The sequence below is a fragment of the Campylobacter gracilis genome, assembly GCF_018374135.1.
GTDB classification, from domain to species: Bacteria; Campylobacterota; Campylobacteria; order Campylobacterales; family Campylobacteraceae; genus Campylobacter_B; species Campylobacter_B gracilis_A.
Genome location: NZ_JAHAFS010000003.1, coordinates 33,731 through 59,681 on the forward strand (window position 1 = coordinate 33,731; position 25,951 = coordinate 59,681).

The following is a 25,951-nucleotide window of genomic DNA, read 5'->3' on the forward strand; positions in this document are numbered from 1 at the left end:
CTCGGATTTAAAATTTTAACGCGTAGTGTATTAAAATTCGGCTAAATTTACAAATTCCAAATAGGACTTGACCTACCTCATTTCAAAATTTTAAAATTTGCTATATAATCGCGCGAAATTTTAAAAAAGGATCAAGTATGGATTTTTTCACAGACTGGCAGGAGTTCGACGCAGCGGGTGCTACGGTGAAATTTTACAAAAAATCGCAAGACGGCGTGGAGTACATCGGCTTTGATTCGCGCAAATGCGTCCCGCCCGAGCCGATGGTAAATGCGCTGGTGGCGCTAAATTTCGTAAAAGATAGCACCAAAAAAGTCGTCATGCTCAATCATAAATTTCCGATGGGGCTAATCCCGAAGATCGAGTCTAAATTTGACATTGCCCGCGAGGATCTGGACGGTAACGCGGTCAAGCTCACCATTAGCCTAAAGCCTGGTGCAATCAATGAGGGCTTTGATACCGACGCAAAGTGCCACGGCTAAAGAGTTTTAAAATTTAGATGAACATCACGACCTTTTCGCCGCCGTTTCGCATCGTAGGCGGCTATTTCATCTGCGGCTTTATCTTTTTGCTACTAAGCGCGGCGAGCTTTTTAAAGGCCGATTTCGGCGCGATCCAAGCGCCGCAGACGGCGAGCTTTTTTCACGTATTTTTGCTGGGATTTGTAATCAGCATAATCATCGGAGCGCTCTATCAGCTCACCTCCGTCATCATCCAAAAGGAATTTTTCACCGTCAAATTTGCATTTTTAAATCTCCTCGCCTACGGCGCGGGCGTGGCGCTGCTAAGCGCGGGATTGCTGCTTTCAAATGTCGCATTATTGCACGCAGGCGGCGCCGTTTTGCTGCTTAGTCTATTTTATTTTACGATCTGCTACGCGCTAAGCTTCATCGGCACGCCTAAATGGAGCTTCCCTGCCGTAGCGCTTGCGATCTCGGCTGCGTTTTTGGCTGTAGGAATCAGCCTTGGCTTTGCCCTCGTGCTAGCGCTTAGCGGCGTGGAGATTTTCGGAGTGTATTTTTCAGAAATTTTATCCTATCACATATACTTCGTGCTGGGCTTTGTGTTTTTCGTCATCGTAGGCGCTGCGTGCGTGCTGCTGCCGATGTTTAGCCTGGCGCACGATCTAAGCTTCGCATTGGCAAAAGCTTCGTTGGCGCTGTATCTGCTCGCGGGGCTGTTTTTGCTAAAAGACTTTGGAATTTTCATCGCATTTGCTGCGCTTGCGAGCTTTGCGGCTCAGGCGATCTATATCCTGGCTAGGCGCGTACGAAAAGCGATAGATTATTGGAATTTAAACGTCTACATATCGCTCGCAGCTTTGGGATTTAGCGCGGCATTTTGGATTGCAGATCGCGCAGATTTGGCGGCGTTTTGGCTGCTATACGGCTTTTTGTTCGCCTTCATCGTCGCGCACCTTTATAAAATCGCGCCCTTTCTCATCTGGTATCACTACGTCTCGCCCTTCGTCGGCAAGCGCAAAATCCCTATGCTCGAGGATATGATAATCAAAAGGATCGCCTACGCAGCCTGCGTGCCAAACGTCTTAGCGCTTGCATGCGCGGGCCTTGGAGCGCTAACGCCTGCGGTTATCTTGCAAGCGGCAAGTATAATTTTGGTGCTAATCAACATCGTAAATATCTTTAACTACATAAAATTCGGAGAGGAAAAATGAAAGTAACGAAGGAGCAAATTTACGACGCGCTTCGCGCCGTGGTGGACCCTGAGGTGGGCTTTGACGTCGTGTCGCTGGGGCTCATCTACGACGTAGCGGTAGATGAGGCGAACAACGCCAAAGTCACGATGACGCTATCGACTCAGTCGTGCCCGCTGCATGAGATGATGGTGGAATGGGTGCGCGCGGGTGCCGAGAGCGTGGAGGGCGTCGGCGAGGTAGAGATCGATCTCGTCTTTGAGCCGATGTGGAATATCGATATGGCGGAGGATCACGTCAAAGAAGCGCTCGGTAGATTTTAAACAGCTTTGCCGCACCCCGCAGTTTAAGCTTTGAAATTCTAAAATTAGACTTCAAATTTATACCTAGGGGCTGCTATGAAAAAATTTACCAACGGCAAGAAAGAAATTCTGCTTCAAACGCAAGGGCTTAGTTTGATTTCAAAGACGCTACAAAACGGCAAAGAAAGGCTGAGCTCTAAAGAATTCGCAAATTGCGATGCCTTGCAAAAAGCTTTTGTAAAAAAGCAAGTTGATGCCCTAAAAAAGGGCTTCATCTACGAAAACAAAGAAGCGAAATTCGGTGAGGCGCTGGCGCATGCCTATATCGGTGGCGGATACAGCGGAGCGCTTGGATTTGCCGAGTTTGAGGATAAATTTTACGTCTATAAATGTAATTTTGACGAGCATGGCTGCGATTATTTAATCGTACTGGACGACGAGCTAAGAACTCTTGCGCAAATTGAACTACCAAAAATTTTAGCATGGAAAATGACTGCTACCAAAAAGGCCTTGGTGCTTGATTTGGACCACGAATTCTTTCTTTTTGACGGAGAGAAATTCAGTAGGCTTTTTGAAACCTGGGGTATCACAGGAGGAGGCTTTAGCTCTGCTCTAAGCGGCAACGGCGAAATTCTAGCCTGTGGCACGGATGGAATTTTAGCTTTCGGAAGCGACAAGAAGCTAAATTTTAAAACGGATTTTTCGGCAAAAACGATAGGCTTCGGCAATAAAATTTGCGTAGCCAGTGGGGATGAAAATGGCAAAAATATCGCTAGGCTATACCGCCTAAAAGACTTCGCTGAGCTTTGCCGTATCGAATGCGACGTGGGCTATATCCACTCCCTAAACGTGGGGCTTATCAAAAATGATGCGATTTTGGTCGTAAATAACGGCTTTGATGAGCTGCATTTTTGGGACGTCGCAAGCAAAAAGCGTCTAAGCGTACCAAAAAGCTTGCCAAGAAGCGTAATGAGGTTTGCCACAAACGATCAAATTTTTCTTACGTACTTTTATGGTAGATTTAAAGCATTCAGCTTGGAGGATTTTCGCCTCTTAGGCGAGTTTGAGTGCGAGCACTGCGTCAAAACCGCCGCTATTAAAATCTCGAGCGAGCGCCTTTACGTCCGCACCGACTACGGATTTTTTAGCATTTATTTTTTAGCCGAGAATGGAATTAAAATTTAAAAAGCGCTATTGATAGGGATTTATCGCCCGCTTCAAGCTCATAAAATTAAACGAACTCCGCCCGCCTTAAACTTACGCGACAAGCAGGGGCGCTATTTAAAGGAATTTTATCGCAAAAATTGCGGGTTTTGAGAGCTTTTTAAGGCTTCCTTTAAGCATTATCAAATTATCCGCGCCGGAGATTTTAAGAGTGGAATTTTCAAAGCAAAATTCTAAATTTTTTAGCGCGTTTTCGCTTAAGAGGCGCGCAAGCTCCAAAATATAGCTAAGCCACGCAAGCTTGCCGGTATCGGGCAAAATCGCGCTCAAAGGCGCAAACGTAGCGCCCAGCTCGCGCTTTCCATGCATCGAGATGATCGCGGCTATGAGTGCCTTTTCTTTGTGCGTCGTGCGGTAGTTCAGCCCGCCGAGTACCATATCCGCGCTGGTTTCGTGCTTGGCGTAAAAGCCGATCGCCCGCCCGATCTCGCAAAGCGATGCTGCGGTCTGCAGAATTTTAATATATTTTTCGCTCAAGCCGTGTAGAGGCGATAGCGCGCAAAACAGCGCCTTTGCAAACTTCGGAGCCTCGCTAGGCTCGGAAGCGAAGCGATCTTTGAGGCTTCTTAGGCTCGGATTAAAGCCTCTAGGTAGGTTTGCGCCGCGCAGAATTGAGCTTAAAAACGCTCCCTCTCGCACTCCCACGCCGCTTGTGATGATCTTTTTCGCTCCCAGGCGCCTTACGATCTTATCAAAGATAATGGCGCCCTCTCTTATCGTGTCGTAGCGGTCTTTTTTGATCGGGAATTTTGCCAAATCAAGCGTCTTTGCGCTCATCAGCTTGGCAAAAAACGGCGCGTATTTTTCGTAATCGTAACTGAAATTATGCACGATTTTTAGCGGGTGGTTTTGCAGGCTCATCACGGCGCCCGATAGCGCTCGCGCGGAGCCGCCCATTACGATTAAATTTTGCGTGCGAAACTCGGCGCCTACTTGCGAGATCGCGCTGTTTATGTATTTCTCCAACCCCTTCGTGTCGCCGCGGTCGAAAAACAGCTCCTTTAGCCGCACCGTGCCTAAATTTAGAGAAATTTTATTTTCTATCTTGCCGTTTTTTATGTAAGCAAGCTCGGTCGAGCCGCCGCCGATGTCCAACGTAACGCCCTCGGAAAAGTCGCTAAGCAAATTCTGCGCCGCATAAGCACCCAGATACGCCTCCGTCTGCCCGTCTATCTTGCGGATCGTGATGCCCGTTTGCTTGCGGACGAGATTTATAAACTCGGCTCCGTTCGGCGCATCGCGAAGCGCGGAGGTGCCGATGCAAAACACGCGTTTAGCCTTGTAATTGCATACGAGGGTTTTAAATTTTTTAAACGCCAGCAGGCATTTCTGCATCGCTTCGGTAGTTAAAATTCCGCCGTTTTCGTAAGCGCCTTCGCCTAATCGGATCTTGATCTTGTGCTCGGCCAAGATGAAAAATCCGAGCCTGCTAGTACGCTCAAAAATCACGGCTCTGGCGGAATTTGAGCCCAGATCTATGACTGCGACGCGCTTGGGCATTTAAATTTCCATATGGACGTGTTTGTATTTCAGCTCGTCCGCCGTCTCGATATTATCGGGATCGGTGATGATACACTCGACCGGGCAGACCACGATGCAGGCGGGCTCAGAGTAATCATCTACGCACTCGCAGCATCGATCGGCATCTATGATGTATATCGGCTCATCCTCAAAAATAGCTTCATTAGGGCATTCCTCGCGGCACGCGTCGCAACTGATGCATTCTTTTGTAATCAACAATGACATATAATTTTACCTTACGAAAAAATTTATGGCGTTTATACCATAAAAAGCTTCATTTTGTTTTAAAATAGCGGAATTTCGGGCTATTTCTTAAATTTTTTAGTGGAAGTTTGAAAATCGCGACAATTAGTGAGCGCCCTTTGTCGTTTTTAAGATCTACTTGCGCGCCCATCGCTTGAGCAGCATTTTTGGCTAAAAATAACCCAAGCCCGGCTCCCGGTTTGCCGCCGTAGCGTTTAAAAGGGGCAAAATAATCGATCTCTTCGTTAAGCGGCTCGCCTTTGTTTGCGACCCGCACTATGAAATTTCCATCCGAAATTTCGCTCTCGATCAATACCTTTTCGCCATCAGGAGAAAATTTTATGGCGTTTTGGATAAAATTTTGAATCACGTGCATAAAGAGACTTTTCTGCACCGAAATTTCAAGTTGTTCAGGCTTAAGATCCATCGTCAAGTCCTTGCCTGCCGTGCGCGCTAAAATCGTGAAATTTACGCAGAGCTCCTTGAGATAGGCGATTATATCGGTCTGCTCGGGCGCTTCGAACTGTGCCCCCTCCTGTCGCCCGATCTCTAGGATCGAACTGATCATTTTATTCATATTATCGATCGAGTCGTTATTATTTTTAAGCGCCTCGACGTATTTCTCGCTCTCGCGCGGTTTAATCAGCGTCACTTCGTTTTTGGTTTTCATAACCGCAAGCGGGGTCTTAAGCTCGTGCGCAATACCGATAAAAAGCTCTTTTTGATACAAAATGAAGGTCTCGATACGCTCAAGTAGGCGGTTAATGCTGTTTGAAAGCATATTAAACTCGCTCGGGATTTCGGCCCCGTCAATCGGCTTTAGAAATTTTTCATCCACCGAAGCGAGCCTTTGGCTGATCAGCTTAATCGGCATCAGCAGCATGCGCGAGAGAAACATCGCGTAAAACACCACCAAAAATATCATCGTCAAATTTACCAAAATGATGTCGATGAGTATTTGATTTACGATGTTTGCATAGACGTTCACGTCGGCTCGGATGCTTAAAATTTTATCCTTACCATAAGGGTAGTGCAGCTGTAAATAGCTCTTGCCATCCTTGGAGCTTTCGATAAATTTAGGTTTATTGATACTTTCGTTTTCGATGATTTTGCTTTCGTATTCACCGGATGCGCCCTGTAAAAAAGATGAAATTTTATCCGGAGGCACGGAGGCATCCACGATTTTTTGCGCTCTTAGGATTAAATTTTGAACGGGGGTTTCGAAGATGGTAATTCTCATATAATTATAGAGCATTACCGAAAAAATGACAATTAGCATCAATGAAGCGGATGCTAATTGTATTACAAAGCGGACTCTTAGGCTTTTTGTGGAAAGCAAAATCTATATCCGCGTCTGCGAACGGTCTCGATCGTAGAGATATTTAGAGGCTTATCCATTTTCTGGCGAATTTGATTGATCGCGACTTCGATGACGTTTGGCGTAACGAGCTCAGGCTCCTCCCAGATAGCGTCTAGCAGCTGCTCTTTGCTTACGATCTGATCGCTGTGGCGCGCCAGGTGAGTTAGCACCTCAAACGGTTTGCCCTTAAGCTCGATCTCTTGACCTAGATATGTGATCTTTTCCTCGTCCGGATCAATGATAAGATCGTCGATTTTGATGATATTTGAGCCGCCGAAGCGAAGTCTAGCCTCAAGGCGCGCTACTAAAACATCAAAATCGAAAGGTTTTTTGATAAAATCGTCCGCGCCCGCGCGAAGCGCTTTGATCTCGCTTTCTTTATCGTCTTTTGCAGATAGCACGACGACAGAGGTGCGCGCGGATTTTTGCTTAACCAATGCGATGAGATCGATGCCGTTGCCGTCAGCTAGCATCCAATCGGTTAGCACCAAATCATAATTTCTAATGCCGATATAATACTCTGCGTCCTTAAAACTCTCGGAAGTATCCGTCTGATAGCCGAACTCCATCAAGCCCTCCGCTATCGTCTTGTTTAAAGTCACCTCGTCCTCGACTATTAAAATTCTCATTTAATTTCCTTACCTTAAAATTTTGCGGCGATTTTAACATATTTTAAGCAAAATTTCAAGATTTTTTAAAGAAATTTTAAAATTTTATCTCTATTTCTGCGCCGACGCTTGCATCTTGTAAAATTTCGGGCTTTAAAATTTTCATATAAAAATAATCCATCGAGCGAAATTTTGAGTGAAACTCCTGCGCGAAGTATTTTAACGCGTCCTCTACGAGGAGAAATTTTTTCTCGCGGAATTCTGCTTTGATATATTCGCAAACCCGCGCGTAGTCGATAAACTCTTGCGCTCCGAACTTCGCCCACACCCACACGCGCTGCTCGCGCTTGCGCTCAAAATCTAGCGTACCGATTATCGCACCGAATTCCAGCTTTTCGATTAAAATTTTAATCATACTACGCGCTTTTCCTCGCCCTTAAGCAGCCTGGCGATATTCGGAGCGTGCTTGTAAAATACGATGAAAACTATCAGAAAGATCGGCGCATGAGTGTTGATCGCCGGCATCTGCGGATGGATCACGTAGCTAGCGATAACTAGCGCAAGCGCCGCTGCGAGCGATGCTACGGATGAAATTTTAACCGTCTTGCCGACTACAAACCAAACTACAAGCGCGATGATAAGCTCGATAGGAATGAAGCAAGCAAGCACGCCGGCTCCCGTTGCAATGCCTTTGCCGCCGTTAAATTTCAGATACGGGCTAAAGCAATGCCCAAGCACTGCAAAGACCGCCATGCTCCATAGCACGTTTTCGTCAAATCCCAAAGCCCGCGCGATTAGTATCGGCAGGATGCCCTTTAGCGCGTCGCAGGCGACGGTGAGGATCGCGAGCTTTTTTGCTTTTTGCGGATCGCGAGTTTTTAAGACGCGAAGGACATTGGTGGCGCCTATGGAGCCACTGCCCTCGCTTTTGATATCCACGCCGCCGAGGTATTTGCCGATCAAAAGCCCAAAGGGGATCGCAGCGATCAAATACGCCACGAAGTAGCACCAAAAATCTGGCGCCTTAAATGTCCTATATAAAATTCCAAGAATTCCGCTTCCTAGAATTCCATGCTCATCTCCTAGAAAATATTTTGAGCTAGGATCGCAGAGAGCGGCGTGTATGATATTTAAAATTTCACTAAGTTTATCCATAAATTCTCCCTTTAGCTCTTCCAAAGTAGCGAAATTTTCTCGTCGTAAATGTCCGTTTTCTTCGGCGAAATTTCTTTCGTTTCGAGTTTAATGTTTTTTAAATCCAGGCTCTGTTTTAGCAAGTCCACTTCAGCCTCAAATTTCTGCGTAAGCACCTCTAGCTCCTCTTGTAGCGCGCTTAGGCTATTTTCGGCATTTTTGGCTTCGCTTCGTTCGTTTAAAATTTTATGCGCGCTTTTAGCTCCGCTGATTGCTTTAGAGATATTGCCGGCGCTGCGCGAGCGGCCTAAAAACGCGCCTAAGATCGCTCCGCCTATGTTTAGCGCGGCATCCACCCCGCGACTTAGCACGTCGCCCTTTTCCTTTTCATACTTTTCGCTAGCGCGCGAAATTTTATCCTCAAGGCGCGCCTTTTCCTTTTCAAATTTAGCCGCGATCTCATCGGTTTTGGCCTCTAAAGCTTCGTTCGCCTTATCGCCTAGGCGCACGAAAAACTCTTCCCTGCTCTCGCCCGGTTTTGAGAGCAGATCAAGCGCGCTAAAAAGTTCTAACTTTTCGTTGCGGTAGATCCACTCCTTAAAGCTTTTAAGCTGAGCGTTTAAATTTTTTGCTCCCGCGATGAAGCTAGGAAGCGCGCCGTAGAGCGAGCCTGCCTGCTCCTGTCCGCTTAGATTTGCAACTTCTCGCGTGCTAGCCTCGCTCCAATCTATTTCGTTTACGTCCGAAAGCGATAGCAAAAAGGTGCGCTGCTGCGTAAAATCGACTCCTTTGTCGCAAAATCGCATCTTTGCGCTTGCGTATAGATACGGGCTTAGCTCAAAGCTCGCGCCGTAGCTGTAAAGCTGTGAAATTTCAGTAGAAACTACGGGTTTGGCGGCGCCGGCGGATTTGACGCCTTGCGAGGCGCTCGACACGGACGAAATTTCAGCCTTTTTGTCTTTCATTAAATTTGAAATTTGCTCGTTGCTTAAAGGGCCTTTTAGATAGCTTAGCGCAAAGCGCGTCTCGATCACTCGCAGCACATCCTCGTTGATGTTTTTTACCAAAAAATTTCGCTTTTTGAGATTTGAAATTTTCTCCATAAGCACGCTTTTGTCGATCGGATTTGAGCCAATACCGCTTAGGCCGCTGATGACGCGCTCCTTATCCTGTGCGGTTTGCAAGCGCCCGATAAACCACGTACCGATATTGCTAAGCCCCTTATAATCGAGATCGACCGGGTTTTGCGTCGATAATACGCAGCCAAGGCCGAACGCGCGAGCCTGCTTTAGCAGCGTAAGCATCGGGGTTTTGCTCGGCGGATTGCCGTTTGGAGGGAAAAAGCCGTAAATTTCATCCATATAAAGTACTGCGCGTAGCGAGCTAGTGCCGCTGGTGGTGCGCATCCATTTGATCATCTCGCCCAAAAGCAGCGTGACGAAAAACATCCTCTCATCGTCGTTTAGATGCGCGATGGAAAATATATTCGCTCTCGCCCTGCCGTTTTCATCAAAGAGCATCTTGGCGATATTTAGCCGCTCGCCCTCGCACCAAAGCTTAAAACTCGGGCTTGCGATGAGCGCGTTAATCTTCATCGCAAGCGCCATTCGCTTATCGCTCGGAAAGAAGGTATTAACATCGAAAACGCCGATTTTATCGAATGGCGGGTTGCCGATCTGCGCGATGAGATCCACCACGCTCACCCCCTCGCCTTTATTAAAATGATAGGTCAGAATTTGGCTGATCAGCAAAAATTCCGGCGAGCTGAGATTATCGCTAGAAATCCCTGCAAGACTTAGCACGCTAGTGGCGATACCGCCGACGTAGTTGTTCAGATCCTCTTCGTTTAAGCCCTTCGGTGCTTCAAAGTCGCTTAGCAGGCTGATCCCAAGGCCTGCGCTTGATTTGGGTGTATAAATTCTAAAATCAACGCTGTTTTTCAAAAGCTGTACTCGCGCCAGGTCTTGATATGAGCCCTCGATACCTTCGCGCCAAGTATTTGCGGTCTGTTCGGCATACTCGCGCACGCTAAGACCTTTATTTTGCGCCTCAGCCTCATCGATATAAGGCTCAAAATCCTCAGCCCTCATCTGCGGAAAGGTAAGAGCTAAATTTGTCAGATCGCCCTTCGGATCGATGATGATGGATGGGATATTATCGATCGCGGCTTCCTCTAGCAGCGTGATGCCAAGTCCTGTTTTGCCGCTGCCAGTCATTCCGATGATAAGCGCGTGAGTCGTCAGATCCTTGTTTTTATAAAAAAATGGCTCGCCGTTTTCAAGCCCCAGATAAAAAAGCTTTAAATTTTCTTGAAGCGTTTTCATTGCGTTCCTTAAATTTGCAATTTGCGCGACATTATATCATTTAAATTTTTAAATTTAAATTTGCTAAAATGTGCGAAAAATCAAGGAATGGCAAGTGTTAAAAGAAAAAATTAGAAATGGAAAAAGCGGAATTTTACTCTACGGCATCGTTCCGCCTAAAATCACGTCCTCTCAAGACGAGCTCGAGCGCCTAGGTACGGCGTGGTCGCAACGCCTAGGCGAATGCGAATGCGACGGCATCGTCATCTACGATCTACAAGATGAAAGCGCACGCACGAAAGATGAGCGGACCTTTCCTTTTGTGCATACGATCGATCCTGCGCGCTATTACACGCAGTATCTACACACCGATAAAGAAGCGATCATCTACCGCGCGGTAGGCAAATACGACGAGGTGGAATTTTGCGAAATTCTAAGGCATGCCGCAAGCGGGCTGGGTGTTTTCGTGGGAGCGAGCTCTAAAAACGAAGAATGCAAACTGCATCTAAGCCGCGCCTATGAGATCAAGCGACTCGTGGCGCCGCATCTTTGTCTAGGTGGCATCTGCATACCCGAGCGCCATGAAAAGAGCCGCGACGAGCACCTAAAAATCGCGGAGAAGACTGCGGACGGGTGCGAATTTTTTATCACTCAGGCGGTCTATAATGTGCAAAATGCCAAAGATTTCATCGACGATTACGCCGCTTTGGAGTGCAAAAAGGTGCCGATAATCTTTACTTTCACGCCGTGCGGCAGCCTAAAGACGCTTGAGTTTATGAAATGGCTTGGCATCTCGGTGCCAGATTTTCTGCAGCAGCGACTGCAAAGCAGCGTCGATATCTTGCAAAGTTCAACAGCGCTGTGCGCAGAGATGTTTGATTTCATCTATAAATACGCCCTCGCAAAAGGGGTGAGCGTGGGCGCAAACGTCGAGAGTGTCAGCACCCGCCGCGTCGAAATCGAAGCCTCGCTCAGCTTACTAAAAGAGATCAGAAAAATTATCCTTAAGCACGAGAATTTGGGATTTTACGTTATTTAAAATTTAAATCGGGTACACGAGCAACACTCTAGATAGTCCAAGCTAACGGAGGAATTTTAAATAATTTCAGATCGCTTTCTGAAAAATAAATCGAAATTTTATCCGAACGGAATTTGAACTTAAAATTTATAAAAAATTGCCTTAATAATATGCTTTAATACCTGTCGTCCATAACTGTGAGATGATATTTCGTGCTAAAATTTTTCAATGCTTACAATGGCATAGAGCTAGGCCTACCATCAAAACCTATAAATATCTGTAGCTTTCGCACTAAAACTAAACGCATTGACCGCTTCAGTCTGTAGCCGACATGAGCGCGTCCTCTGTCATCCACTATCTACACAGGGATAATGTATATTGTATAACGGGAGATAGCTGGAGATTTTAACGCCTTATAGATATTTAGAGATACGACGCTTCTTCGCTCATGGCATAGCGATCCTTTAAGCCTCGTTTGCGGTATTTGATTAAATTTACTAGCGTTTATGCTAAATTTCAAATCTAAGGCAATTTGATGTTTGCTGTTGTAAGCGTTTTGGTATTTAAATTTTATTCTAAAGCCTATGTGTAGGTCGCTCAAAAGATCCCACATACGCCGCCCGTAAAAATACTTATTGAGCTTTGCAGCTAATCACAAGCCATTAATGTGTAGAATCAGCTGAAAGTAACGCCCATTTAGGCTATCATATTTGATTTCTTTTATATTCTAAAAGCCCGCCGCCAAAAAGCAGCAGACCTAAGACTAACGTCGTTTTACTATCTCAAGCAGAAGCCGATATTTTAACTGCGCAAGATTATAATATGTTTTCAATCACAAACGCCTCATTTTAAAATTTTGAAACCTAACTCGGAATAAATATAAATTTGAAATTAGTTTTATAAATAAGCTTGGAATTTTAACTCTTAAATATGGCGAAATTCAAAGATAATGAAATTTAAAAAGCGCTAGTTTATGCTCTTGCCGCCGAATTTTAAAAGCGCGCTGCCCCACGTAAAGCCGCCACCGAACGCATCAAGTAGCATGAGCGAGCCGTTTTTGAGCCTGCCGCTCTCGTAAGCGTCATTTATCGCCATCGGGATCGACGCCGAGCTCGTGTTGCCGTATTTGCCGATCGTAAGCACGCATTGTTCGTCGCTAAATTCTAATCTCGCCTTGACCGCCTCGATGATGCGTAAATTAGCCTGATGCGGGATAAAAAGATCAACCTGCTCGGGCGAAATTTTATTTTTTGCCAAAATCTCCACAACGTCGTTACTAAGCGTCGGCACCGCTATTTTAAAGACCTCGCGCCCCGCCATCTGCATGAAGCCTAGCTTTTCGTCGATGATTTTTTGGCTGAGTGGATTGACGCTGCCTGGGGCTGCGGTGATGAGAAGATCGCCCTTGCTGCCGTCGCTAGCGGTGTGAATGTCGATGATTTCGTTTTCGTCTGCAGGCGCGATAACCGCAGCGCCCGCACCATCGCCGAAAAGTATGCACGTAGCACGGTCGCTCCAATCGACTATCGAGCTTAGTTTTTCCGTGCCGATTATCAGCACGTGTTTTTTGGCGCCGCTTTCGATGAGGGATTTTGCAAGTTCTAAAAGATAGATGAAGCCAGTACAGGCGGCATTTATATCAAATGCCGTGATACCGAAATTTAAGCCCAGTTTATCCGCAATGACGCACGCAGTCGAGGGCATGCAGAAATAATCGGGCGAGATCGTGGCGCAGATTATCGCATCGATCTCGTTTTTTTGCAAACCGCTACGCTCAATCGCAAGTGCCGCAGCCTTCATACCCAAATCGCTAGTGGTCTCGCCCTTTGCGATGCGGCGCTCGTGAATTCCTGTGCGCTTTACGATCCACTCGTCGTCGGTTTCAACCATTTTTTCAAGATCGAAATTAGTTAAAATTTGACTCGGCGCGTATGCTGCGATCGAGATCATCGAGGCTTTTTTCATTTTTGCTCGTTTGAAGAAATTTCGCTTTCTATCGCGGAGTTGATTTTAGAATCTGCAAATTTAAGTGCTTGAAAGATCGCATTTTTAACGGCTTTCGGAGTGCTTTTACCGTGGCTTATGATGACGCATTCTTTGACGCCTAAAAGCGGCGCGCCGCCGTATTCATCGTAATCCGTGCTTTTCTTGATAATTTTAAAGACGCGCTTCATCAAGATGGAGCCTGCGATGGCGATAGGGGATTTTTTAGTTTCGTTTTTAATAAGTCTGCCGATAGCGCTTGCGACACCTTCGCTGGATTTTAGCATAATGTTGCCGATAAATCCGTCGCACACGACCACGTCTACCGAGCCGTCAAAAATTTGATTGCCTTCTACATTACCGATAAAATTTTGCATCTTCTTAAGCATATGAAAGGTTTCTTTTGTTACCTCGTTGCCTTTACTATCCTCCTCGCCGTTGGATAATAAGCCGATGCGTGGCGCGTTTAAACCCATAATCTCCTTGGCATATGCTTCGCCCATGATGGCGAATTGAAACAAATTCTCGGGCTTACAATCCACATAAGCGCCCACATCCAGCACAAGCGTGCGTCCACCTATGGAATTTGGCATCAGCGTAGCAATCGCCGGGCGCAAGATACCTTTGAGTCTTCCTATGCGAAGCGTAGCAAGACTCATCGTAGCGCCGCTGTGTCCTGCGGACACCACAGCTTTGCATGTGCCGTCTTTTACTAGATCGACCGCTTTAAAGATACTACTCTCTTTGCGTTTGAGAGCGTCGGTTGCGCCCTCTTTCATCTCAAAGACTTCGCTTGCGGCTACATAAGCAATATATTTCTCAAAGCCTTGATCTTGTGGAATAAAAGGCTTGATTTGCGCTTCGTCGCCTACCAAAAACGCATTAAATTTACGCTCTCGCAGCGCATCTACGACTCCGTTTATTATCGGCTCACAGCCGAAATCGCCGCCCATCGCGTCTATAGCAACGGAAATCATCGGATTAATATTCGCCCGTAGTTTTGTTTATTCTATGCGGAATTTTCCAGCTTCCGTCTTTATCTTTAACGGGAATCGGAAGGGTCACTTTGTAGTGAGTGCGTCTTTTCGCCGCACGAGTTTTACTAACTCTTCGCTTTGGAACTGCCATTTTTTCTCCTTTATAAATTTAGTTCTTGCATTCTTCGCAATAAAAATAGTCGCTTTTAAAAGCTTCCGTTTCGCTTCTTAAAATTTCATCCAGATCAACTTCGGCGCCGAAAAACTCCATAACATCCAAGCTTTCGTGCCTTTCGTCGTTAAAAACGCCCTCGCTTAAAAGCAAATTTACGCTCTCATTTACGTCAAGATCAAATTCTTTGCCGCAGCGGTCGCAAATGTATGGAATTTTGCCCTTAATTTCGCCCTTACACTCGATAAACTTAGAGTCTTTTCGTTTTAAATTTCCGCTAAGCTTAAGCCCGTCTCGTGAAATTTCAAACGGCACGGGCATGGCGGAAATTTTAGCAAAAGCGATCTTCACGCAGCACTCTTAGCAAATTTCTCTTTTTGCAAAGAAAAATGCGATCTCGATTTTTGCGTTTTCTAGGCTGTCGCTGCCGTGAACGGCGTTAGCGTCGATGCTGTCCGCAAAGTCTGCTCTGATCGTGCCTTTATCGGCTTTTTTCGGATCGGTAGCGCCCATTAGCGCACGATTTTTAACTACGGCATCATCGCCTTCGAGCACCATTACGACCACCGGGCCGCTAGTCATAAACTCAATCAGATCCTTATAAAAAGGGCGATCCTTGTGAATTTCATAAAATTTACCCGCATCTTCGGCGCTTAGGCATAATTTTTTAGCCGCTGCGATTCTTAGTCCGTGGCTTTCGAAACGATCAATAATTTTGCCGATAACACCCTTTTTAACGGCATCAGGCTTAATAATAGAAAGCGTTTGCTGCATATAATCTCCTTAAAGTGAAAGGCGGATTGTATCGAAAAATAGGTTAAAATTTATTTAAGGATTTAATGAATTAAAATTCCGCGCATTTGATCGCGGAATTTTATCTGCTAAGCAAATACCGGGGTATCTCCGCTGCGCAGATCCGCACCTATACTATCCCTGCTAGGTTGACCCGCTACGATGTCGCTCCAGACGATACAGCCGTCGGTCGGACAGGCGCTAGCGCAAGCTGGCTCGTCGTTGTAGCCTACACACTCGACGCATTTATCGGCATATACGTAGTAGCTATCCTCGCCGCTTGGGTTATCGCTATCGTCCACGATCGCATTTACCGGGCACTCGTCGATGCATGAGCCGCAGCTAATGCAAATATCGGTGATTTTTACAGCCATTGTTTCTCCTTTATCAAAAAATGAAGCGTGATGATAACATACTAAATTTAAAAAATGATAAAATTTAATATTATCAAGTAAATAAATTTTATTATATAAAAATTTTCATCAAATTTCAGCAAATATAAAGTTTTAAAATGTATAATCGCCATCATAAATTTTATTAACAAGGAGAAACAAATGATAGTAACCAACAAAGCCGTTGATTTCACGGCAACTGCGGTTTTAGGCAACAACGAAATAGTCGAGGATTTCAACCTCTATAAAAATATCGGCGAAAAAGGCGCGGTCGTATTCTTTTATCCAAAAGATTTTACCTTCGTCTGCCCGAGCGAGATCATCGCATTCGATCACAGATATCAAGATTTCAAATCCAAAGGTATCGAAGTTATCGGCGTTAGCTGCGATAGCGAGTTTACGCACCTTGCATGGAAAAATACTCCGGTAAATGCAGGCGGTATCGGCAAAGTGCAGTTCCCGCTAGTTTCGGATATCACAAAAGATATCGCGCGCAGCTTCGACGTGCTGTTCGGCAACGCCGTAGCGCTTCGCGGCAGCTTCCTACTCGATAAAGACGGCACCGTCCGCCACGCCGTCATCAACGACCTACCGCTAGGCCGAAATATCGACGAGATGCTAAGAATGGTCGATACGATGCTATTTACAAACGAGCACGGCGAGGTCTGCCCTGCAGGCTGGCACAAGGGCGATGCAGGGATGAAAGCAGACCCTAAAGGCGTCGCGGATTATCTAGGCAAAAATGCGAGCAAACTATAAGTTGTAAAATTCTTCGCGCGGGCATACGAATTCTAGCCGTATAAGGTTTAAATTTGAGCCTTGCATAGGCTATTAAAGCTCGCGAAGCTTTCTAAATTCCGCTGCCAAAATTTTAAGTCGCGGCGGCGGAATTCCAAAAATTCCAAAAATTCCAAAAATTCCAAAAATTCCAAAAATTCCAAAAATTCCAAAAATTCCAAAAATTCCAAAAATTCCAAAAATTCCGTTTCTTGAAATTCTACAAGTAAAATTTCAAAACTGCAAGTAAAATCCCAAATCCTTGGCAAAATTTCACTCATAACAAAGCTCGCAAAATCATACTTTAAACTAGCTTTTGCTACAATCGCGCGTTTTTAAATCCAAGGACAATTATGAAAAAGCTTATATTTTTTATCTCCGCCCTGCTTTGCTCTTTGAGCCTTTACTCCGCAGATACCAACCCGGACGCGCCACTTAAACTCGATCCTAGCGTAGTGCACGGTGAGCTGGCAAACGGCGTGAAATTTTATATCCTCAAAAACGACGTGCCGAAAAATAGTGCGCTTTTTTACCTCAACGTAGCCGCGGGCAGTGTCGATGAAAATGACGACGAGCAGGGCTTAGCGCATTTTGTCGAACATATGGCGTTCAATGGCAGCGAACATTTTGATAAAAACGAGCTAGTCCACACCCTGCAGCGCCTTGGAGTGAAATTCGGCGCCGATCTCAATGCGCAAACAGGCTTTGAAAACACCACATACAACATCCAAGCCCAAGTAAGCGATGAGACGCTAAAGGACGTATTTTTGGTACTGCGCGATTATGCAGGCGGCGTAAAATTTGACGAGAACGAAACGCAAAAGGAAAAAGGCGTCATCTTAGAAGAAGCAAAAAAAGGCTTTGAGAGGCGCTTTTATGAAAAGCGCGCCACATATTTATACCCTAATTCCATATTTTCAAGACGCTTTCCGATCGGACAAAATGAAATCATCAAAGGCGCCACTGGCGAGCAACTAAAAAAATTCTATGCGCGCAACTACCTTCCTAGCGCCATTAGCATCATAGTCGTAGGCGACGTAAAAATTGAGCAGATTAAAAACCTAATCAAGCAAAATTTTAGCTCTCTTTCTGCGCACGGCGAAAAAATCCCGCGCGATCTTAGCCTACGCCCATTTGAAGGCGGGCTAGCAAGCACTGTAGAGCCCGAGCTCGGCACTAATGTCGCTAGCGTGCTTTACGCAGGCAAATATGAGCCGCTAAGAAGCTACGGTGCGCTTAAAAATGAGTGGCTGCAAGCCTACGTATCGAGGCTGATGGAGCTTGGATACGACGCGATGAATGTAAATGCCAAAATTCCGCTTAAAGCCTATTTCGGCTCGGACGATCTGTTTAAAAACCGCAGACTATACAGCATAAGCGCAAATATTTTTAATTTCGACGCCAACGCCACGCTAAGTAGTCTTTTTAGCGCGATCAAAGGGGTGCGCGAACACGGATTTAACAATGACGATTTTGATAGCGTTAAGGCGGAATTTAAACATCAAGTGCAAGCCGATCTGCTTAAAAACGATACACAAAGTGCGCAAATAGGGGCATTACTTGATTTCGTACAAAACGGCAATGTAAAGCTTAGTAAGCAAGACGAGCACGATCTAAGCCTCAAGGCGTTAGAAGAAATAACGCTAGCAGATGTTAATAAATTTTTCTCAAAGATAACAGATGGAGCGAGATTTACGGAGATTATCTCGGCAAAGGATTTGGGCATTAGCCAAAAAGACGCGGAGCTGCTCTACGAAAAAGCGGTGCCGTTTAATTTCGCTGCTTCGAAGCTTGCTTCAAAGCAGCTTGCGGGAGCAGATCTAAAAGAGATGGAATTTAAAGCACAAAAAGGCGCTAGCGACACTGAAATTTTGGAGTTTAAAAACGGCGCGAAGGTAATTTTAAAGCCTCTTAAAAGCGAGAAAAATAAAATCGCCCTCGCAGCCGTTAAAAAAGGCGGCTACGCGCATTTCGGCAAAGCTCGTGGCGAAATTCTAACCGCGCTGCTAAACTCAGGCACCATAGGCGAGCTAAACGAATATGAGGCGGGACGCTTGACCTCAAAATTTGATTATAAGCTAAGATTTAGGATGGATGACGCGGACTGCGGTTTTAGAGGCGCAGGAGCAGATCTGGAGGCGATGGCACACGAGCTTTACGCAAGATTTAGCGAGCCACTAATTCATGCAAGCTCGCTTACAAAATACAAAACCGACGCGCTTTCGGCTATCGCGCTACGAGACGAGACGGCGGAATTTAAATTCGGCGAGCAAATTTTAAAATCGCTATATTCGGGAGATACGGCTCGCAAGCGGCCGCTTGGCGTGGATGACGTAAAGAGCGCAAATATTGCCGATTTACAGCGCGATGCGAATGAAATTTTTTCAGGCGCTGGAGATTTTATCTTCGTGCTTAGTGGCGATTTTGAGCCTGCACGCGCAAAACAAATCCTAGCCAAATATATCGGCAATCTAAAGCCAGGCGTAAACAGCGCTACGCCTAAAACTTTGATGCTAAATACTTCTAGCGGCGAGATTGTGCAAGATTACGGCGATAGTGATAAAAGCGAAGTTCGGATGATTTTTTCAAACTATGAGCTGCAAAATTTCGACTTTTCAGACACTTATAAATTTCAAGCGTTAAAAAGCGTGCTAAGCAATCGCATCGTCGAGCAGATCCGCGAGGCACGCGGACAAATTTACTCGGCGATGGTGCATAGCGCCTATGTGCGTGAGCCACAAATCGCAGCGAGCTTGAATGTATCATTTTCTACCGAGCCGAAAGACGCCAGTGCGGTTGCAGCAAGCGTGAGTGAAATTTTAAAGCAGATCGAAAGCTCCGGCGCGAAAGATAGCGAGCTGGCAAATTTCAAAAAAGCGCAAATTTTATCGACTAAAAGAGCTGCGCAGACGAATGATTTTTGGCTTGCCAATATCACTGTGCACGAGCTTTACGGCTATCCGCTCTATGACGAAAAAAGCTACGCAGCAAGCATAAACGCAGTAAAAAGCGCGGACGTACAGGAAGCGGCGCAAATGCTAAGCGGTAGGCTATTTACGGCGATTTTAAATCCAAAGGAGCGTTGATGTTTGCTTCATTTTTTAAAAACAAAAAATGGGCATTTTGGGCATATTCGGGAATATTTTTTCTAATTGCGATTAATTGGTATCAAACTACCTTAAATGTGAAAATAAACGAATGGTACCGCGCGTTTTATGATATGTGCCAAAACATAGATCGTCATACACTAAATGATTTCTATACACAGATGAAAGTTTTTTTATGGATAGCGATGCCCTACGTAGTCTCTGCGATTTCAGAACGATATGCAGCTCGTATTTGGACATTTAAATGGCGGGAAGCGATGACCTTTTCTTATTTTTCATACTGGAAAAAGGTAGGTAAAGATATCGAAGGAAGCTCGCAACGTATCCAAGAAGATATCTTTCGCTTCTCAAGAACTATCGAGGAAATGGGTACGAGAGTGCTTTCGGCAGCTATGACACTGTTTGCATTCATACCTGTGCTATGGGGGCTTAGTAGCAACGTTCCTTTTGAATTTCTAAAAAAAATTCCGGGCTCACTTGTTTGGATTGCACTTGCAATCAGCATCGGTGGACTAATAATTTCTTGGCTGGTTGGCTGGTATCTACCGAGACTGGAATACAACAATCAAAAGGTCGAGGCGGCCTTTAGAAAAGAACTTGTTTTTGCGGAGGAGGATAAGATAAATTACGCAAGCGAGGAAAAAATTCTTTCATTATTTGATAAGATCAAATATAACTATTTTAAACTGTATCTGCATTACTGTTATTTTGATATGTGGTTCAACTCATTTTCGCAATTTCTAATGATCGTACCTTACTTGATAATGGGTCCTGGGTTATTTACTAAGGTAATTACACTTGGAGTTATGGTGCAGGTAAGCAACGCCTTTAATCAGGTGCGCGGTAGTTTTAGTATTTTTATGAATAACTGGACGACGATCACGGAGCTGCGCTCAATCCATATGCGACTTAAAGAGTTTGAAAAAAATATCGATTACAAGGGCTAGATAAAATTTCGCCCGCACTTTGCGACCCAAAATTTCACTTTCTAAATTTAAAGTGAAATCCCAGGCCGCAAGCTTTTAAAATTTCTACGCTTTTACTGCTCTCTTTTTTCGTGATGAGTAATGTTTAGCTTTATAAATTTATAGCTTCCTACGAGTAAGATTATCCAAATCGCGATGAAAACTAAAGATTTGATCATTTTTAATCCTTAAAATTTTTATAATGCGGCGCATAAAAAGCGCCGCCGATATGAAATTTAACTAAGCGCAAAAGCGCGCAGTGCCTCGCCACCACACGGCGCGCGGAAACCATGCTGGAGCTGGCGCGCCTAATAATGCTCGTTAGCAAGCCCTTCTTTATCGAGCTTCTTAGCATCCATTGCGCGCCAAACGTAGCTGATGTATCCGAGTACGAAAGGCACCAGAAACGACACGTAAAACATCGTCTTAAGCGTATAGAGGCTCGAGCTTGCATTTGCCAAAGTAAGAGAGCTTTGTAGGTCGAAATTTGACGGATAAAACGCCGTGTGATTTAGTCCTAGGATCAAAAATACGCTCGTTACCGCGCATACGACGCCCATGCCGTAGAAAAATATCCCGCGCACGCTGCTTGTAAATGCGCCTTTGACGATGCCCACCAGCACCAGCACGACGCCCAGCAGCAGCAAGACTAGCGCCACAGGCAGGCTTAGGTAGTTATGCAGATACTTAAAGCTCTCAAGGCTTACGACGCCGTCGGCGCCGATCGCGTAGCCCTGCTTTAGCAAAACCCACGCCAAAAACGCGATGAAAAAAACCAAAAACGCGCTAGCATTAAATTTAAGCGAGGCTTTGAGCTTGGCGATCATTTCGGGCTCGGCGATATTGTTCATCAAATATAAGCTCGCTCCCGTCCTAGCGCAGAAAAATAGCGCAAACCCCAAGATGTAATTAAACGGATTTGCTAGCGCTTCAAGCCCGCGAGCGGAGTTTTTCCACTGCACGAAATTATTATCGCCCAGCGCAAACTCGCTACCGCTAAAAAGCGTTGAGACGATGATACCAAGCAGGATCGTGCCCAGCGAGCCGTTTATAAAAAGAAAGGCTTCATAAGTTTTAGCGCCCAAGAAATTATCGGGCTTTTTTCTGTACTCGTAGGCGACGGCTTGGATTATAAAGCAAAAAAGCAGAGCCATCCACGCCCAATACGCCCCGCCGAAGCTAGTCGCATAAAACAGCGGAAACGCCGCAAAGCACGCCCCGCCGAACATCACGAGCGTAGTAAACGTGAGCTCCCATTTCTTGCCGATGGAATTTATTATAAAATCCTTCTCGGTTTCATTTTTCGCCAGCGTAAAAAGCAGCGTCTGACCGCCCTGCACGAAGAGCATAAAAACCAAAATTCCGCCCAGAAGCGAAACCACGCACCACCAATAAATTTGAAAAATTTCGTGCATCTTAAAATCCTATCTTTATCTGTTTTAGCATGATCTTTATCTCGGCTATGAATAAAACCGTAAATAAAACCGCAAAGAGCATAAACGAGATCATTATATTCGTCCCCGCCAGGCTAGTAGCCGCAACGCCCACCGGCATGAGATCTTGTATCGCCCACGGCTGGCGCCCTACTTCGGCTACTATCCAGCCCGCCTCGCACGCGACGTATCCCAGAGGGATGCTAAATACGCAAAGCCATAAAATTTTCTTGTATTCGGCGAGATTCTTTCGCATCGCCAAAAATAGCGTCACGAAAAATAGCAAGATAAAATAGCTTCCCAGAGCCACCATCACGTGGAAGCTATAAAAGGTAAGCGCCACGGGAGGAACGATCTGCTTCGCGTCGTCAAGGTAGCCGTAGCCTAAATTTTGCATATTTTGGTTACCGAATAAAATTTCGCGCGCCTGCTGCATCGCAGCGGTATCATTGGCGTCTTTGGCGACCTTATAATCCTTTAGCGCTTGCAGGGCGATTTTGCCTTTTTTGATCTTTTTATCCGCGCCTTCGATGCCGAATTTTTCATTTCCGAATACCAGATCATCGATGCCCGGCGTGAAATTATCAAGCCCCCTCGTGGCCATTAGCCCTAGCGCATAAGGCGCTTTAATCTCAAATAAAAACGGCTCTTTATCGTCTCCCGCGGTTTTGCTCGGATTTAAAACTCCCGCCGCAACGATGCCCGCGTTTACTTCGCCTTTATACAGACCCTCCATCGCCGCAAGCTTCATCGGCTGCTTTTGCGCGACCTGATAGGCGCTCTCGTCGCCGCTAAATAGCACGAAAAGCGAGCTTAGCATACCGAAGCTTGCCGCTACGATGAAGCTTTTTTTAGCAAGCGCGAAGTCTTTGTTTTTTAGCATATAAAACGCCGAAATTCCAAGCACGAAAAGCGCCGCGGTAATATAGCCGCCGCCGACGGTATGTAAAAATTTGGCCACTCCGAAGTGAGATAGCGCGATATCTAAAAAATTGCTCATCTCGTTGCGCATCGTATCGGGATTAAAGCTCGTGCCAACAGGGTTTTGCATCCAAGCATTCGCAATTAGAATCCAATACGCGCTTAAATTTGATCCGATCGCCACGAGCCAGGTTGAAAGAAGATGAAATTTCTTGCTTACGCGATCCCAACCGAAAAACATTACCGCAAAGAAGGTAGCCTCTAAGAAAAACGCGAGCAAGCCCTCGATCGCAAGCGGCGCGCCGAAGATGTCGCCCACGAACCAGCTATAATTCGCCCAGTTGGTGCCGAACTCAAACTCCATTATGATGCCGGTCGCGACGCCGATGGCAAAATTTATACCGAAAAGGCGCAGCCAAAATTTAGTGATCTTGAGCCACTCCTGCTTACCGGTCGCGACATATAGGCTCTCCATAAACGCCACGATAAAGCTAAGCCCCAGCGTTAGGGGCACGAAAAGAAAGTGATAAAGCGCCGTGAGCGCAAACTGCGCCCTCGACCAATCCACGCTAGCAAGCTCTTGCATTCCTACTCCTTAGTCAAATTTTTATAGATGAAATCGATTTTTTCTTGATCGGTTTTAAATTTAGAATCCAAGTTTTCGTTGAAAATGAAAAATTTAAGTAGCACAAAAATTATAAATAGCTTGATCAAAATCACCGCCCATAGTGTTTTGCCAAGCTTCATCGAAGCAAATCCGTGCGCGTAAAATTTTAAAATTTTACCGAAAAACATCAAATTTTAACCTTTAGCAATTATTAGTTTATATTTTTTATTGTATAACAATTAATTAAAATTTAGCTTTAAATTTTGAAATTTTGGTAATAATTTTATCTTTTTAATAAACGCCTCGGTCTTGCGCGATCTCGCTCAAGTAAGTTTTATGGTATAATTCACAATCACATTTTACTTAAACTGCACAAAATTTTAGAATAGAACATATCAAGAAGCAAGTAGAAAAATATGCGAGGTTTTGCCAAGCATCTTTGTGCCTAATTTGTAGCTATTTTAATAGAATTTTTTTCCAGGCAAATTAACGCGCCTCAGCTGAAAGCAGACGTAAGAATTTTAAAATCAAACGCCCAAAGCTACACGATACAAAATTTAAGAACGGATAATTAACTCGACGCAAAATTTAAAGCATTTCGTTAGGCTAGGCGGATAATTGAAAAGCCTAAGAGCCGATTTAGCGTAAATTTGCAGCATGACTCATCAGCGCCATAATCTCTGCTAAGTCGAATTTGCCGCCGAAAAAGAGATTGAAAGCAAGCGCGCCCTGATTTATCAGCATCTCTTTACCGTCTTTTGTAGGCAAATTTTTTGCGCGTGCGGCTTGCAAAAACGGAGTCTGCTTGCCATAGATCGCATCAAAAGCAAATTTTGCGCGGGATAAAATTTCATCTATTACCCCCTCGGGCGCAGGCAGCGCGTCATCTTTGAGTCCCGCGCCGGTGGCATTGACGATCAGATCGTAGTCTTTGGATCTAAAATTTTCATAAGTAAAAAATTCCTCGCAGCCGAAGTCAAAATCTTTTGCGCTGCGATTTAGGATGTCAAATTTCACGCCGTTTTTGCTTAGCGCGTAGCCGATTGCCCGCGTCGTGCCGCCCGCGCCTAAAATAAGCGCGTTGCGAATCTCGCCAAAGCCCAAGATCGCGCAGAAAAACCCCTGCGCATCGGTGTTAAAGCCGTGCAGCGCGCCGCCTTTTAGCACTAGAGTGTTAACCGAGCCGATCCTCTGCGCAGCCTCACTTAGGACATCGCATGCTTTAAATGCGTCAAGCTTAAAAGGCACGGTCACATTCGCGCCCGTAAGCTCTAAAGCTTCAAATTTAGCTCGCAGCTCCTCGCCGCGCTGCAGCAAAACTCGCCCATAGTAGGCGTCTAGGGCTAGAAATTTTATAGCGTAATTATGAAGTAGCGGCGAGAGAGAGTGGGCGATCGGGTTGCCGAAAACCGCAAATCTGTCCACTATTTCACTCGGTAGATATACGCTCCGCTATTGATGCTGCGCATATCGCTAAGCGCCTTTTGTAGCGCCTCGCCCTCAAAAGGCCCGACTAAAATTTTAGTCACGCTCTTGCTTCCGACATGAGTTTGCAAAGCGATCGGATTATAGCCTTTTTTGGTGATTTTTTTGGTATCAGACCCGTTTGGATCGTAGGCATTGGATGCGAAAACCTGCACATAACTGCCGTTTGCCACGCTGGTGCTGGTGCTCTTTGCTGCAACGCCAGCCTTTACGCTCTCACTTTTAGACTCTAGCTTACTAGCTTCTTTTTTAGGCTCAGGTTTTGCTGGCTCTTTCTTGGTCTCAGCTTTAGCATGTTCCTTTTTAGCTTCCGTTTTTGAAGGCTCTTTTTTAACTTCTGTTTTTGCTTGTTTTTCAGGTTCTTTTTTAGGCTCTACTTTCTGCTCAACTTTTCTAATTTCGGTTTTAGAAGGTTCTTTTTTTATCTCGTCTTTTGCAGACTCTTTTTTAGGCTCGGACTTTTTTACATCCGTTTTTTCAGGCTTTTTGGCTTCGTCTTTAGGCTCAATCTTTTTACTTTCTATTTTAACTTCGGATTTTTTTGGCTCTTCTTTGATTTCGGGCTTTTGGATTTCTACTTTCTGTGCTTCAGGCTGAGCGCTTGCGACGACCTTGCTTTCAGAATTAGGCTCTTGGGTTTTTATCTCTACTTTGGTTGGAGCTGCAGATGCTGTATTGGGTTCTGATTTCACTTCTACAGGCTCAGGCTGCGAAGGCTCGGGTTTTTGAACTTGTACGGCAGGCTTTTGCTCCGCTTTGGCAAGCTCTTCTTCACTAGGCATAGTAAGACCTGCGTTAGTATCAATATCGTCTTTATTAATAGCCTTCATTATGATTAAAATGATTAAGAATAAAACTACGACGCCGGCTGCGACGGTAAGACCTTTTTTTAAATTCGCGTTCTTATCGACATTGCCGCTATTGATCACTATGTCGTCTATGCTGCTCATATCGAAATTTTTGTCGTTCATAC

The 25,951-nt window shown here is 45.3% G+C and carries 27 protein-coding genes; 8 read left to right on the forward strand and 19 right to left on the reverse strand.

Annotation, left to right across the window (positions count from 1 at the left end):
• Positions 1 to 137 precede the first annotated feature (137 nt).
• The 4 genes from KH703_RS02045 (at position 138) to KH703_RS02060 (ending at position 3,141) form a co-directional block, all read left to right on the forward strand.
• Entirely contained in the window at positions 138 to 482 is a 345-nt protein-coding gene (locus KH703_RS02045) for a hypothetical protein (protein WP_304293695.1), read from the forward strand.
• Between the two features lie 17 nt (positions 483 to 499).
• Complete coding sequence (locus KH703_RS02050; protein ID WP_304293697.1) at positions 500 to 1,675, forward strand: peptidase M50; 1,176 nt, start codon at positions 500 to 502, stop codon at positions 1,673 to 1,675.
• A complete protein-coding gene (locus KH703_RS02055) occupies positions 1,672 to 1,977 on the forward strand; it encodes a metal-sulfur cluster assembly factor (protein WP_005871269.1) in 306 nt (101 codons plus the stop codon). Before KH703_RS02050 ends, KH703_RS02055 begins: the two co-directional genes overlap by 4 nt.
• A gap of 75 nt (positions 1,978 to 2,052) precedes the next feature.
• Positions 2,053 to 3,141: a hypothetical protein gene (locus KH703_RS02060; protein ID WP_304293700.1), complete on the forward strand. Its 1,089-nt coding sequence runs from the start codon at positions 2,053 to 2,055 to the stop codon at positions 3,139 to 3,141.
• Between the two features lie 96 nt (positions 3,142 to 3,237).
• On the opposite strand, the gene KH703_RS02065 is transcribed toward KH703_RS02060, so the two are convergent.
• From KH703_RS02065 to KH703_RS02095, 7 genes are all read right to left on the reverse strand, one after another.
• Entirely contained in the window at positions 3,238 to 4,680 is a 1,443-nt protein-coding gene (locus KH703_RS02065) for a Ppx/GppA phosphatase family protein (protein ID WP_304293702.1), read from the reverse strand.
• Positions 4,681 to 4,926 (reverse strand): YfhL family 4Fe-4S dicluster ferredoxin, encoded by a 246-nt coding sequence (locus KH703_RS02070; RefSeq protein WP_005871264.1) that lies wholly within the window; start codon positions 4,924 to 4,926, stop codon positions 4,681 to 4,683.
• A gap of 49 nt (positions 4,927 to 4,975) precedes the next feature.
• Positions 4,976 to 6,223: a HAMP domain-containing sensor histidine kinase gene (locus KH703_RS02075; protein ID WP_304293704.1), complete on the reverse strand. Its 1,248-nt coding sequence runs from the start codon at positions 6,221 to 6,223 to the stop codon at positions 4,976 to 4,978.
• A 38-nt stretch (positions 6,224 to 6,261) separates the two neighbouring features.
• A complete protein-coding gene (hsrA, locus tag KH703_RS02080) occupies positions 6,262 to 6,933 on the reverse strand; it encodes a homeostatic response regulator transcription factor HsrA (protein WP_005871260.1) in 672 nt (223 codons plus the stop codon).
• Between the two features lie 76 nt (positions 6,934 to 7,009).
• Positions 7,010 to 7,327, reverse strand: a complete 318-nt coding sequence (locus tag KH703_RS02085; protein WP_304293707.1) for a dihydroneopterin aldolase — start codon at positions 7,325 to 7,327, stop codon at positions 7,010 to 7,012.
• Positions 7,324 to 8,067: a glycerol-3-phosphate 1-O-acyltransferase PlsY gene (gene plsY, locus KH703_RS02090; RefSeq protein ID WP_304293708.1), complete on the reverse strand. Its 744-nt coding sequence runs from the start codon at positions 8,065 to 8,067 to the stop codon at positions 7,324 to 7,326. The genes KH703_RS02085 and plsY overlap by 4 nt, the downstream gene beginning before the upstream one ends.
• A gap of 11 nt (positions 8,068 to 8,078) precedes the next feature.
• On the reverse strand, positions 8,079 to 10,370 hold the full coding sequence (locus KH703_RS02095) for an ATP-binding protein (protein WP_304293709.1): 2,292 nt from the start codon (positions 10,368 to 10,370) through the stop codon (positions 8,079 to 8,081).
• Positions 10,371 to 10,464: 94 nt separating this feature from the next.
• Here KH703_RS02095 and KH703_RS02100 point away from each other — a divergent pair, with 94 nt between their 5' ends.
• Positions 10,465 to 11,388 carry a methylenetetrahydrofolate reductase gene (locus tag KH703_RS02100; RefSeq protein ID WP_304293710.1) on the forward strand — a complete coding sequence of 308 codons (924 nt, stop codon included), beginning with the start codon at positions 10,465 to 10,467 and terminating at the stop codon, positions 11,386 to 11,388.
• A gap of 945 nt (positions 11,389 to 12,333) precedes the next feature.
• Here KH703_RS02100 and KH703_RS02105 read toward each other — a convergent pair.
• The 6 genes from KH703_RS02105 to KH703_RS02130 form a co-directional block, all read right to left on the reverse strand.
• Complete coding sequence (locus KH703_RS02105; protein WP_304293711.1) at positions 12,334 to 13,332, reverse strand: beta-ketoacyl-ACP synthase III; 999 nt, start codon at positions 13,330 to 13,332, stop codon at positions 12,334 to 12,336.
• Positions 13,329 to 14,327: a phosphate acyltransferase PlsX gene (gene plsX / locus KH703_RS02110; RefSeq protein ID WP_304293713.1), complete on the reverse strand. Its 999-nt coding sequence runs from the start codon at positions 14,325 to 14,327 to the stop codon at positions 13,329 to 13,331. Before plsX ends, KH703_RS02105 begins: the two co-directional genes overlap by 4 nt.
• A 4-nt stretch (positions 14,328 to 14,331) precedes the next feature.
• On the reverse strand, positions 14,332 to 14,478 hold the full coding sequence (rpmF, locus tag KH703_RS02115) for a 50S ribosomal protein L32 (protein ID WP_005871250.1): 147 nt from the start codon (positions 14,476 to 14,478) through the stop codon (positions 14,332 to 14,334).
• 18 nt (positions 14,479 to 14,496) lie between these two features.
• Complete coding sequence (locus tag KH703_RS02120; RefSeq protein WP_304293715.1) at positions 14,497 to 14,850, reverse strand: DUF177 domain-containing protein; 354 nt, start codon at positions 14,848 to 14,850, stop codon at positions 14,497 to 14,499.
• Positions 14,851 to 14,859: 9 nt separating this feature from the next.
• Entirely contained in the window at positions 14,860 to 15,273 is a 414-nt protein-coding gene (gene ndk / locus KH703_RS02125) for a nucleoside-diphosphate kinase (RefSeq protein ID WP_304293717.1), read from the reverse strand.
• Between the two features lie 107 nt (positions 15,274 to 15,380).
• Positions 15,381 to 15,665 carry a DUF362 domain-containing protein gene (locus KH703_RS02130; protein ID WP_005871245.1) on the reverse strand — a complete coding sequence of 95 codons (285 nt, stop codon included), beginning with the start codon at positions 15,663 to 15,665 and terminating at the stop codon, positions 15,381 to 15,383.
• 180 nt (positions 15,666 to 15,845) lie between these two features.
• Between KH703_RS02130 and KH703_RS02135 the strand changes: the two genes are divergently transcribed.
• A complete protein-coding gene (locus KH703_RS02135) occupies positions 15,846 to 16,442 on the forward strand; it encodes a peroxiredoxin (protein ID WP_005871241.1) in 597 nt (198 codons plus the stop codon).
• 47 nt (positions 16,443 to 16,489) lie between these two features.
• Here KH703_RS02135 and KH703_RS02140 read toward each other — a convergent pair whose 3' ends face one another.
• Positions 16,490 to 16,741, reverse strand: a complete 252-nt coding sequence (locus KH703_RS02140; RefSeq protein ID WP_304293720.1) for a hypothetical protein — start codon at positions 16,739 to 16,741, stop codon at positions 16,490 to 16,492.
• 72 nt (positions 16,742 to 16,813) lie between these two features.
• Between KH703_RS02140 and KH703_RS02145 the strand changes: the two genes are divergently transcribed.
• The gene (locus tag KH703_RS02145) at positions 16,814 to 19,546 is read left to right on the forward strand and encodes a pitrilysin family protein (protein ID WP_304293723.1); all 2,733 of its coding nucleotides are present in this window, start codon (positions 16,814 to 16,816) and stop codon (positions 19,544 to 19,546) included.
• Positions 19,546 to 20,514 carry a putative transporter gene (locus KH703_RS02150; protein ID WP_304293725.1) on the forward strand — a complete coding sequence of 323 codons (969 nt, stop codon included), beginning with the start codon at positions 19,546 to 19,548 and terminating at the stop codon, positions 20,512 to 20,514. The genes KH703_RS02145 and KH703_RS02150 overlap by 1 nt, the downstream gene beginning before the upstream one ends.
• Before the next feature lie 326 nt (positions 20,515 to 20,840).
• Here the strand turns inward: KH703_RS02150 and cydB are convergent, their stop codons facing one another.
• The 5 genes from cydB to KH703_RS02175 all read right to left on the reverse strand — a co-directional run bounded on the left by cydB (position 20,841) and on the right by KH703_RS02175 (position 25,949).
• On the reverse strand, positions 20,841 to 21,947 hold the full coding sequence (gene cydB, locus KH703_RS02155) for a cytochrome d ubiquinol oxidase subunit II (RefSeq protein ID WP_304293727.1): 1,107 nt from the start codon (positions 21,945 to 21,947) through the stop codon (positions 20,841 to 20,843).
• Position 21,948: 1 nt separating this feature from the next.
• Positions 21,949 to 23,472, reverse strand: coding sequence for a cytochrome ubiquinol oxidase subunit I (locus KH703_RS02160; protein WP_304293729.1), 1,524 nt, complete (start codon positions 23,470 to 23,472; stop codon positions 21,949 to 21,951).
• A gap of 2 nt (positions 23,473 to 23,474) precedes the next feature.
• Complete coding sequence (locus KH703_RS02165) at positions 23,475 to 23,681, reverse strand: DUF4492 domain-containing protein (protein WP_297881812.1); 207 nt, start codon at positions 23,679 to 23,681, stop codon at positions 23,475 to 23,477.
• Between the two features lie 451 nt (positions 23,682 to 24,132).
• Positions 24,133 to 24,918, reverse strand: a complete 786-nt coding sequence (locus KH703_RS02170; protein ID WP_304293731.1) for a shikimate dehydrogenase — start codon at positions 24,916 to 24,918, stop codon at positions 24,133 to 24,135.
• Positions 24,918 to 25,949, reverse strand: a complete 1,032-nt coding sequence (locus KH703_RS02175; protein ID WP_304293733.1) for a hypothetical protein — start codon at positions 25,947 to 25,949, stop codon at positions 24,918 to 24,920. The genes KH703_RS02170 and KH703_RS02175 overlap by 1 nt, the downstream gene beginning before the upstream one ends.
• Between the last annotated feature and the right edge of the window lie 2 nt (positions 25,950 to 25,951).

Coding starts and splice junctions, on each gene's coding strand:
- KH703_RS02045 (WP_304293695.1), top strand. CDS start 138: ATGGATTTTTTCACAGACTGGCAGGAGTTCGACGCAGCGGGTGCTACG.
- KH703_RS02050 (WP_304293697.1), top strand. CDS start 500: ATGAACATCACGACCTTTTCGCCGCCGTTTCGCATCGTAGGCGGCTAT.
- KH703_RS02055 (WP_005871269.1), top strand. CDS start 1,672: ATGAAAGTAACGAAGGAGCAAATTTACGACGCGCTTCGCGCCGTGGTG.
- KH703_RS02060 (WP_304293700.1), top strand. CDS start 2,053: ATGAAAAAATTTACCAACGGCAAGAAAGAAATTCTGCTTCAAACGCAA.
- KH703_RS02065 (WP_304293702.1), bottom strand. CDS start 4,680: ATGCCCAAGCGCGTCGCAGTCATAGATCTGGGCTCAAATTCCGCCAGA.
- KH703_RS02070 (WP_005871264.1), bottom strand. CDS start 4,926: ATGTCATTGTTGATTACAAAAGAATGCATCAGTTGCGACGCGTGCCGC.
- KH703_RS02075 (WP_304293704.1), bottom strand. CDS start 6,223: ATGCTAATTGTCATTTTTTCGGTAATGCTCTATAATTATATGAGAATT.
- hsrA (WP_005871260.1), bottom strand. CDS start 6,933: ATGAGAATTTTAATAGTCGAGGACGAGGTGACTTTAAACAAGACGATA.
- KH703_RS02085 (WP_304293707.1), bottom strand. CDS start 7,327: ATGATTAAAATTTTAATCGAAAAGCTGGAATTCGGTGCGATAATCGGT.
- plsY (WP_304293708.1), bottom strand. CDS start 8,067: ATGGATAAACTTAGTGAAATTTTAAATATCATACACGCCGCTCTCTGC.
- KH703_RS02095 (WP_304293709.1), bottom strand. CDS start 10,370: ATGAAAACGCTTCAAGAAAATTTAAAGCTTTTTTATCTGGGGCTTGAA.
- KH703_RS02105 (WP_304293711.1), bottom strand. CDS start 13,332: ATGAAAAAAGCCTCGATGATCTCGATCGCAGCATACGCGCCGAGTCAA.
- plsX (WP_304293713.1), bottom strand. CDS start 14,327: ATGATTTCCGTTGCTATAGACGCGATGGGCGGCGATTTCGGCTGTGAG.
- rpmF (WP_005871250.1), bottom strand. CDS start 14,478: ATGGCAGTTCCAAAGCGAAGAGTTAGTAAAACTCGTGCGGCGAAAAGA.
- ndk (WP_304293717.1), bottom strand. CDS start 15,273: ATGCAGCAAACGCTTTCTATTATTAAGCCTGATGCCGTTAAAAAGGGT.
- KH703_RS02130 (WP_005871245.1), bottom strand. CDS start 15,665: ATGGCTGTAAAAATCACCGATATTTGCATTAGCTGCGGCTCATGCATC.
- KH703_RS02135 (WP_005871241.1), top strand. CDS start 15,846: ATGATAGTAACCAACAAAGCCGTTGATTTCACGGCAACTGCGGTTTTA.
- KH703_RS02140 (WP_304293720.1), bottom strand. CDS start 16,741: ATGAGTGAAATTTTGCCAAGGATTTGGGATTTTACTTGCAGTTTTGAA.
- KH703_RS02145 (WP_304293723.1), top strand. CDS start 16,814: ATGAAAAAGCTTATATTTTTTATCTCCGCCCTGCTTTGCTCTTTGAGC.
- KH703_RS02150 (WP_304293725.1), top strand. CDS start 19,546: ATGTTTGCTTCATTTTTTAAAAACAAAAAATGGGCATTTTGGGCATAT.
- cydB (WP_304293727.1), bottom strand. CDS start 21,947: ATGCACGAAATTTTTCAAATTTATTGGTGGTGCGTGGTTTCGCTTCTG.
- KH703_RS02160 (WP_304293729.1), bottom strand. CDS start 23,472: ATGCAAGAGCTTGCTAGCGTGGATTGGTCGAGGGCGCAGTTTGCGCTC.
- KH703_RS02165 (WP_297881812.1), bottom strand. CDS start 23,681: ATGTTTTTCGGTAAAATTTTAAAATTTTACGCGCACGGATTTGCTTCG.
- KH703_RS02175 (WP_304293733.1), bottom strand. CDS start 25,949: ATGAACGACAAAAATTTCGATATGAGCAGCATAGACGACATAGTGATC.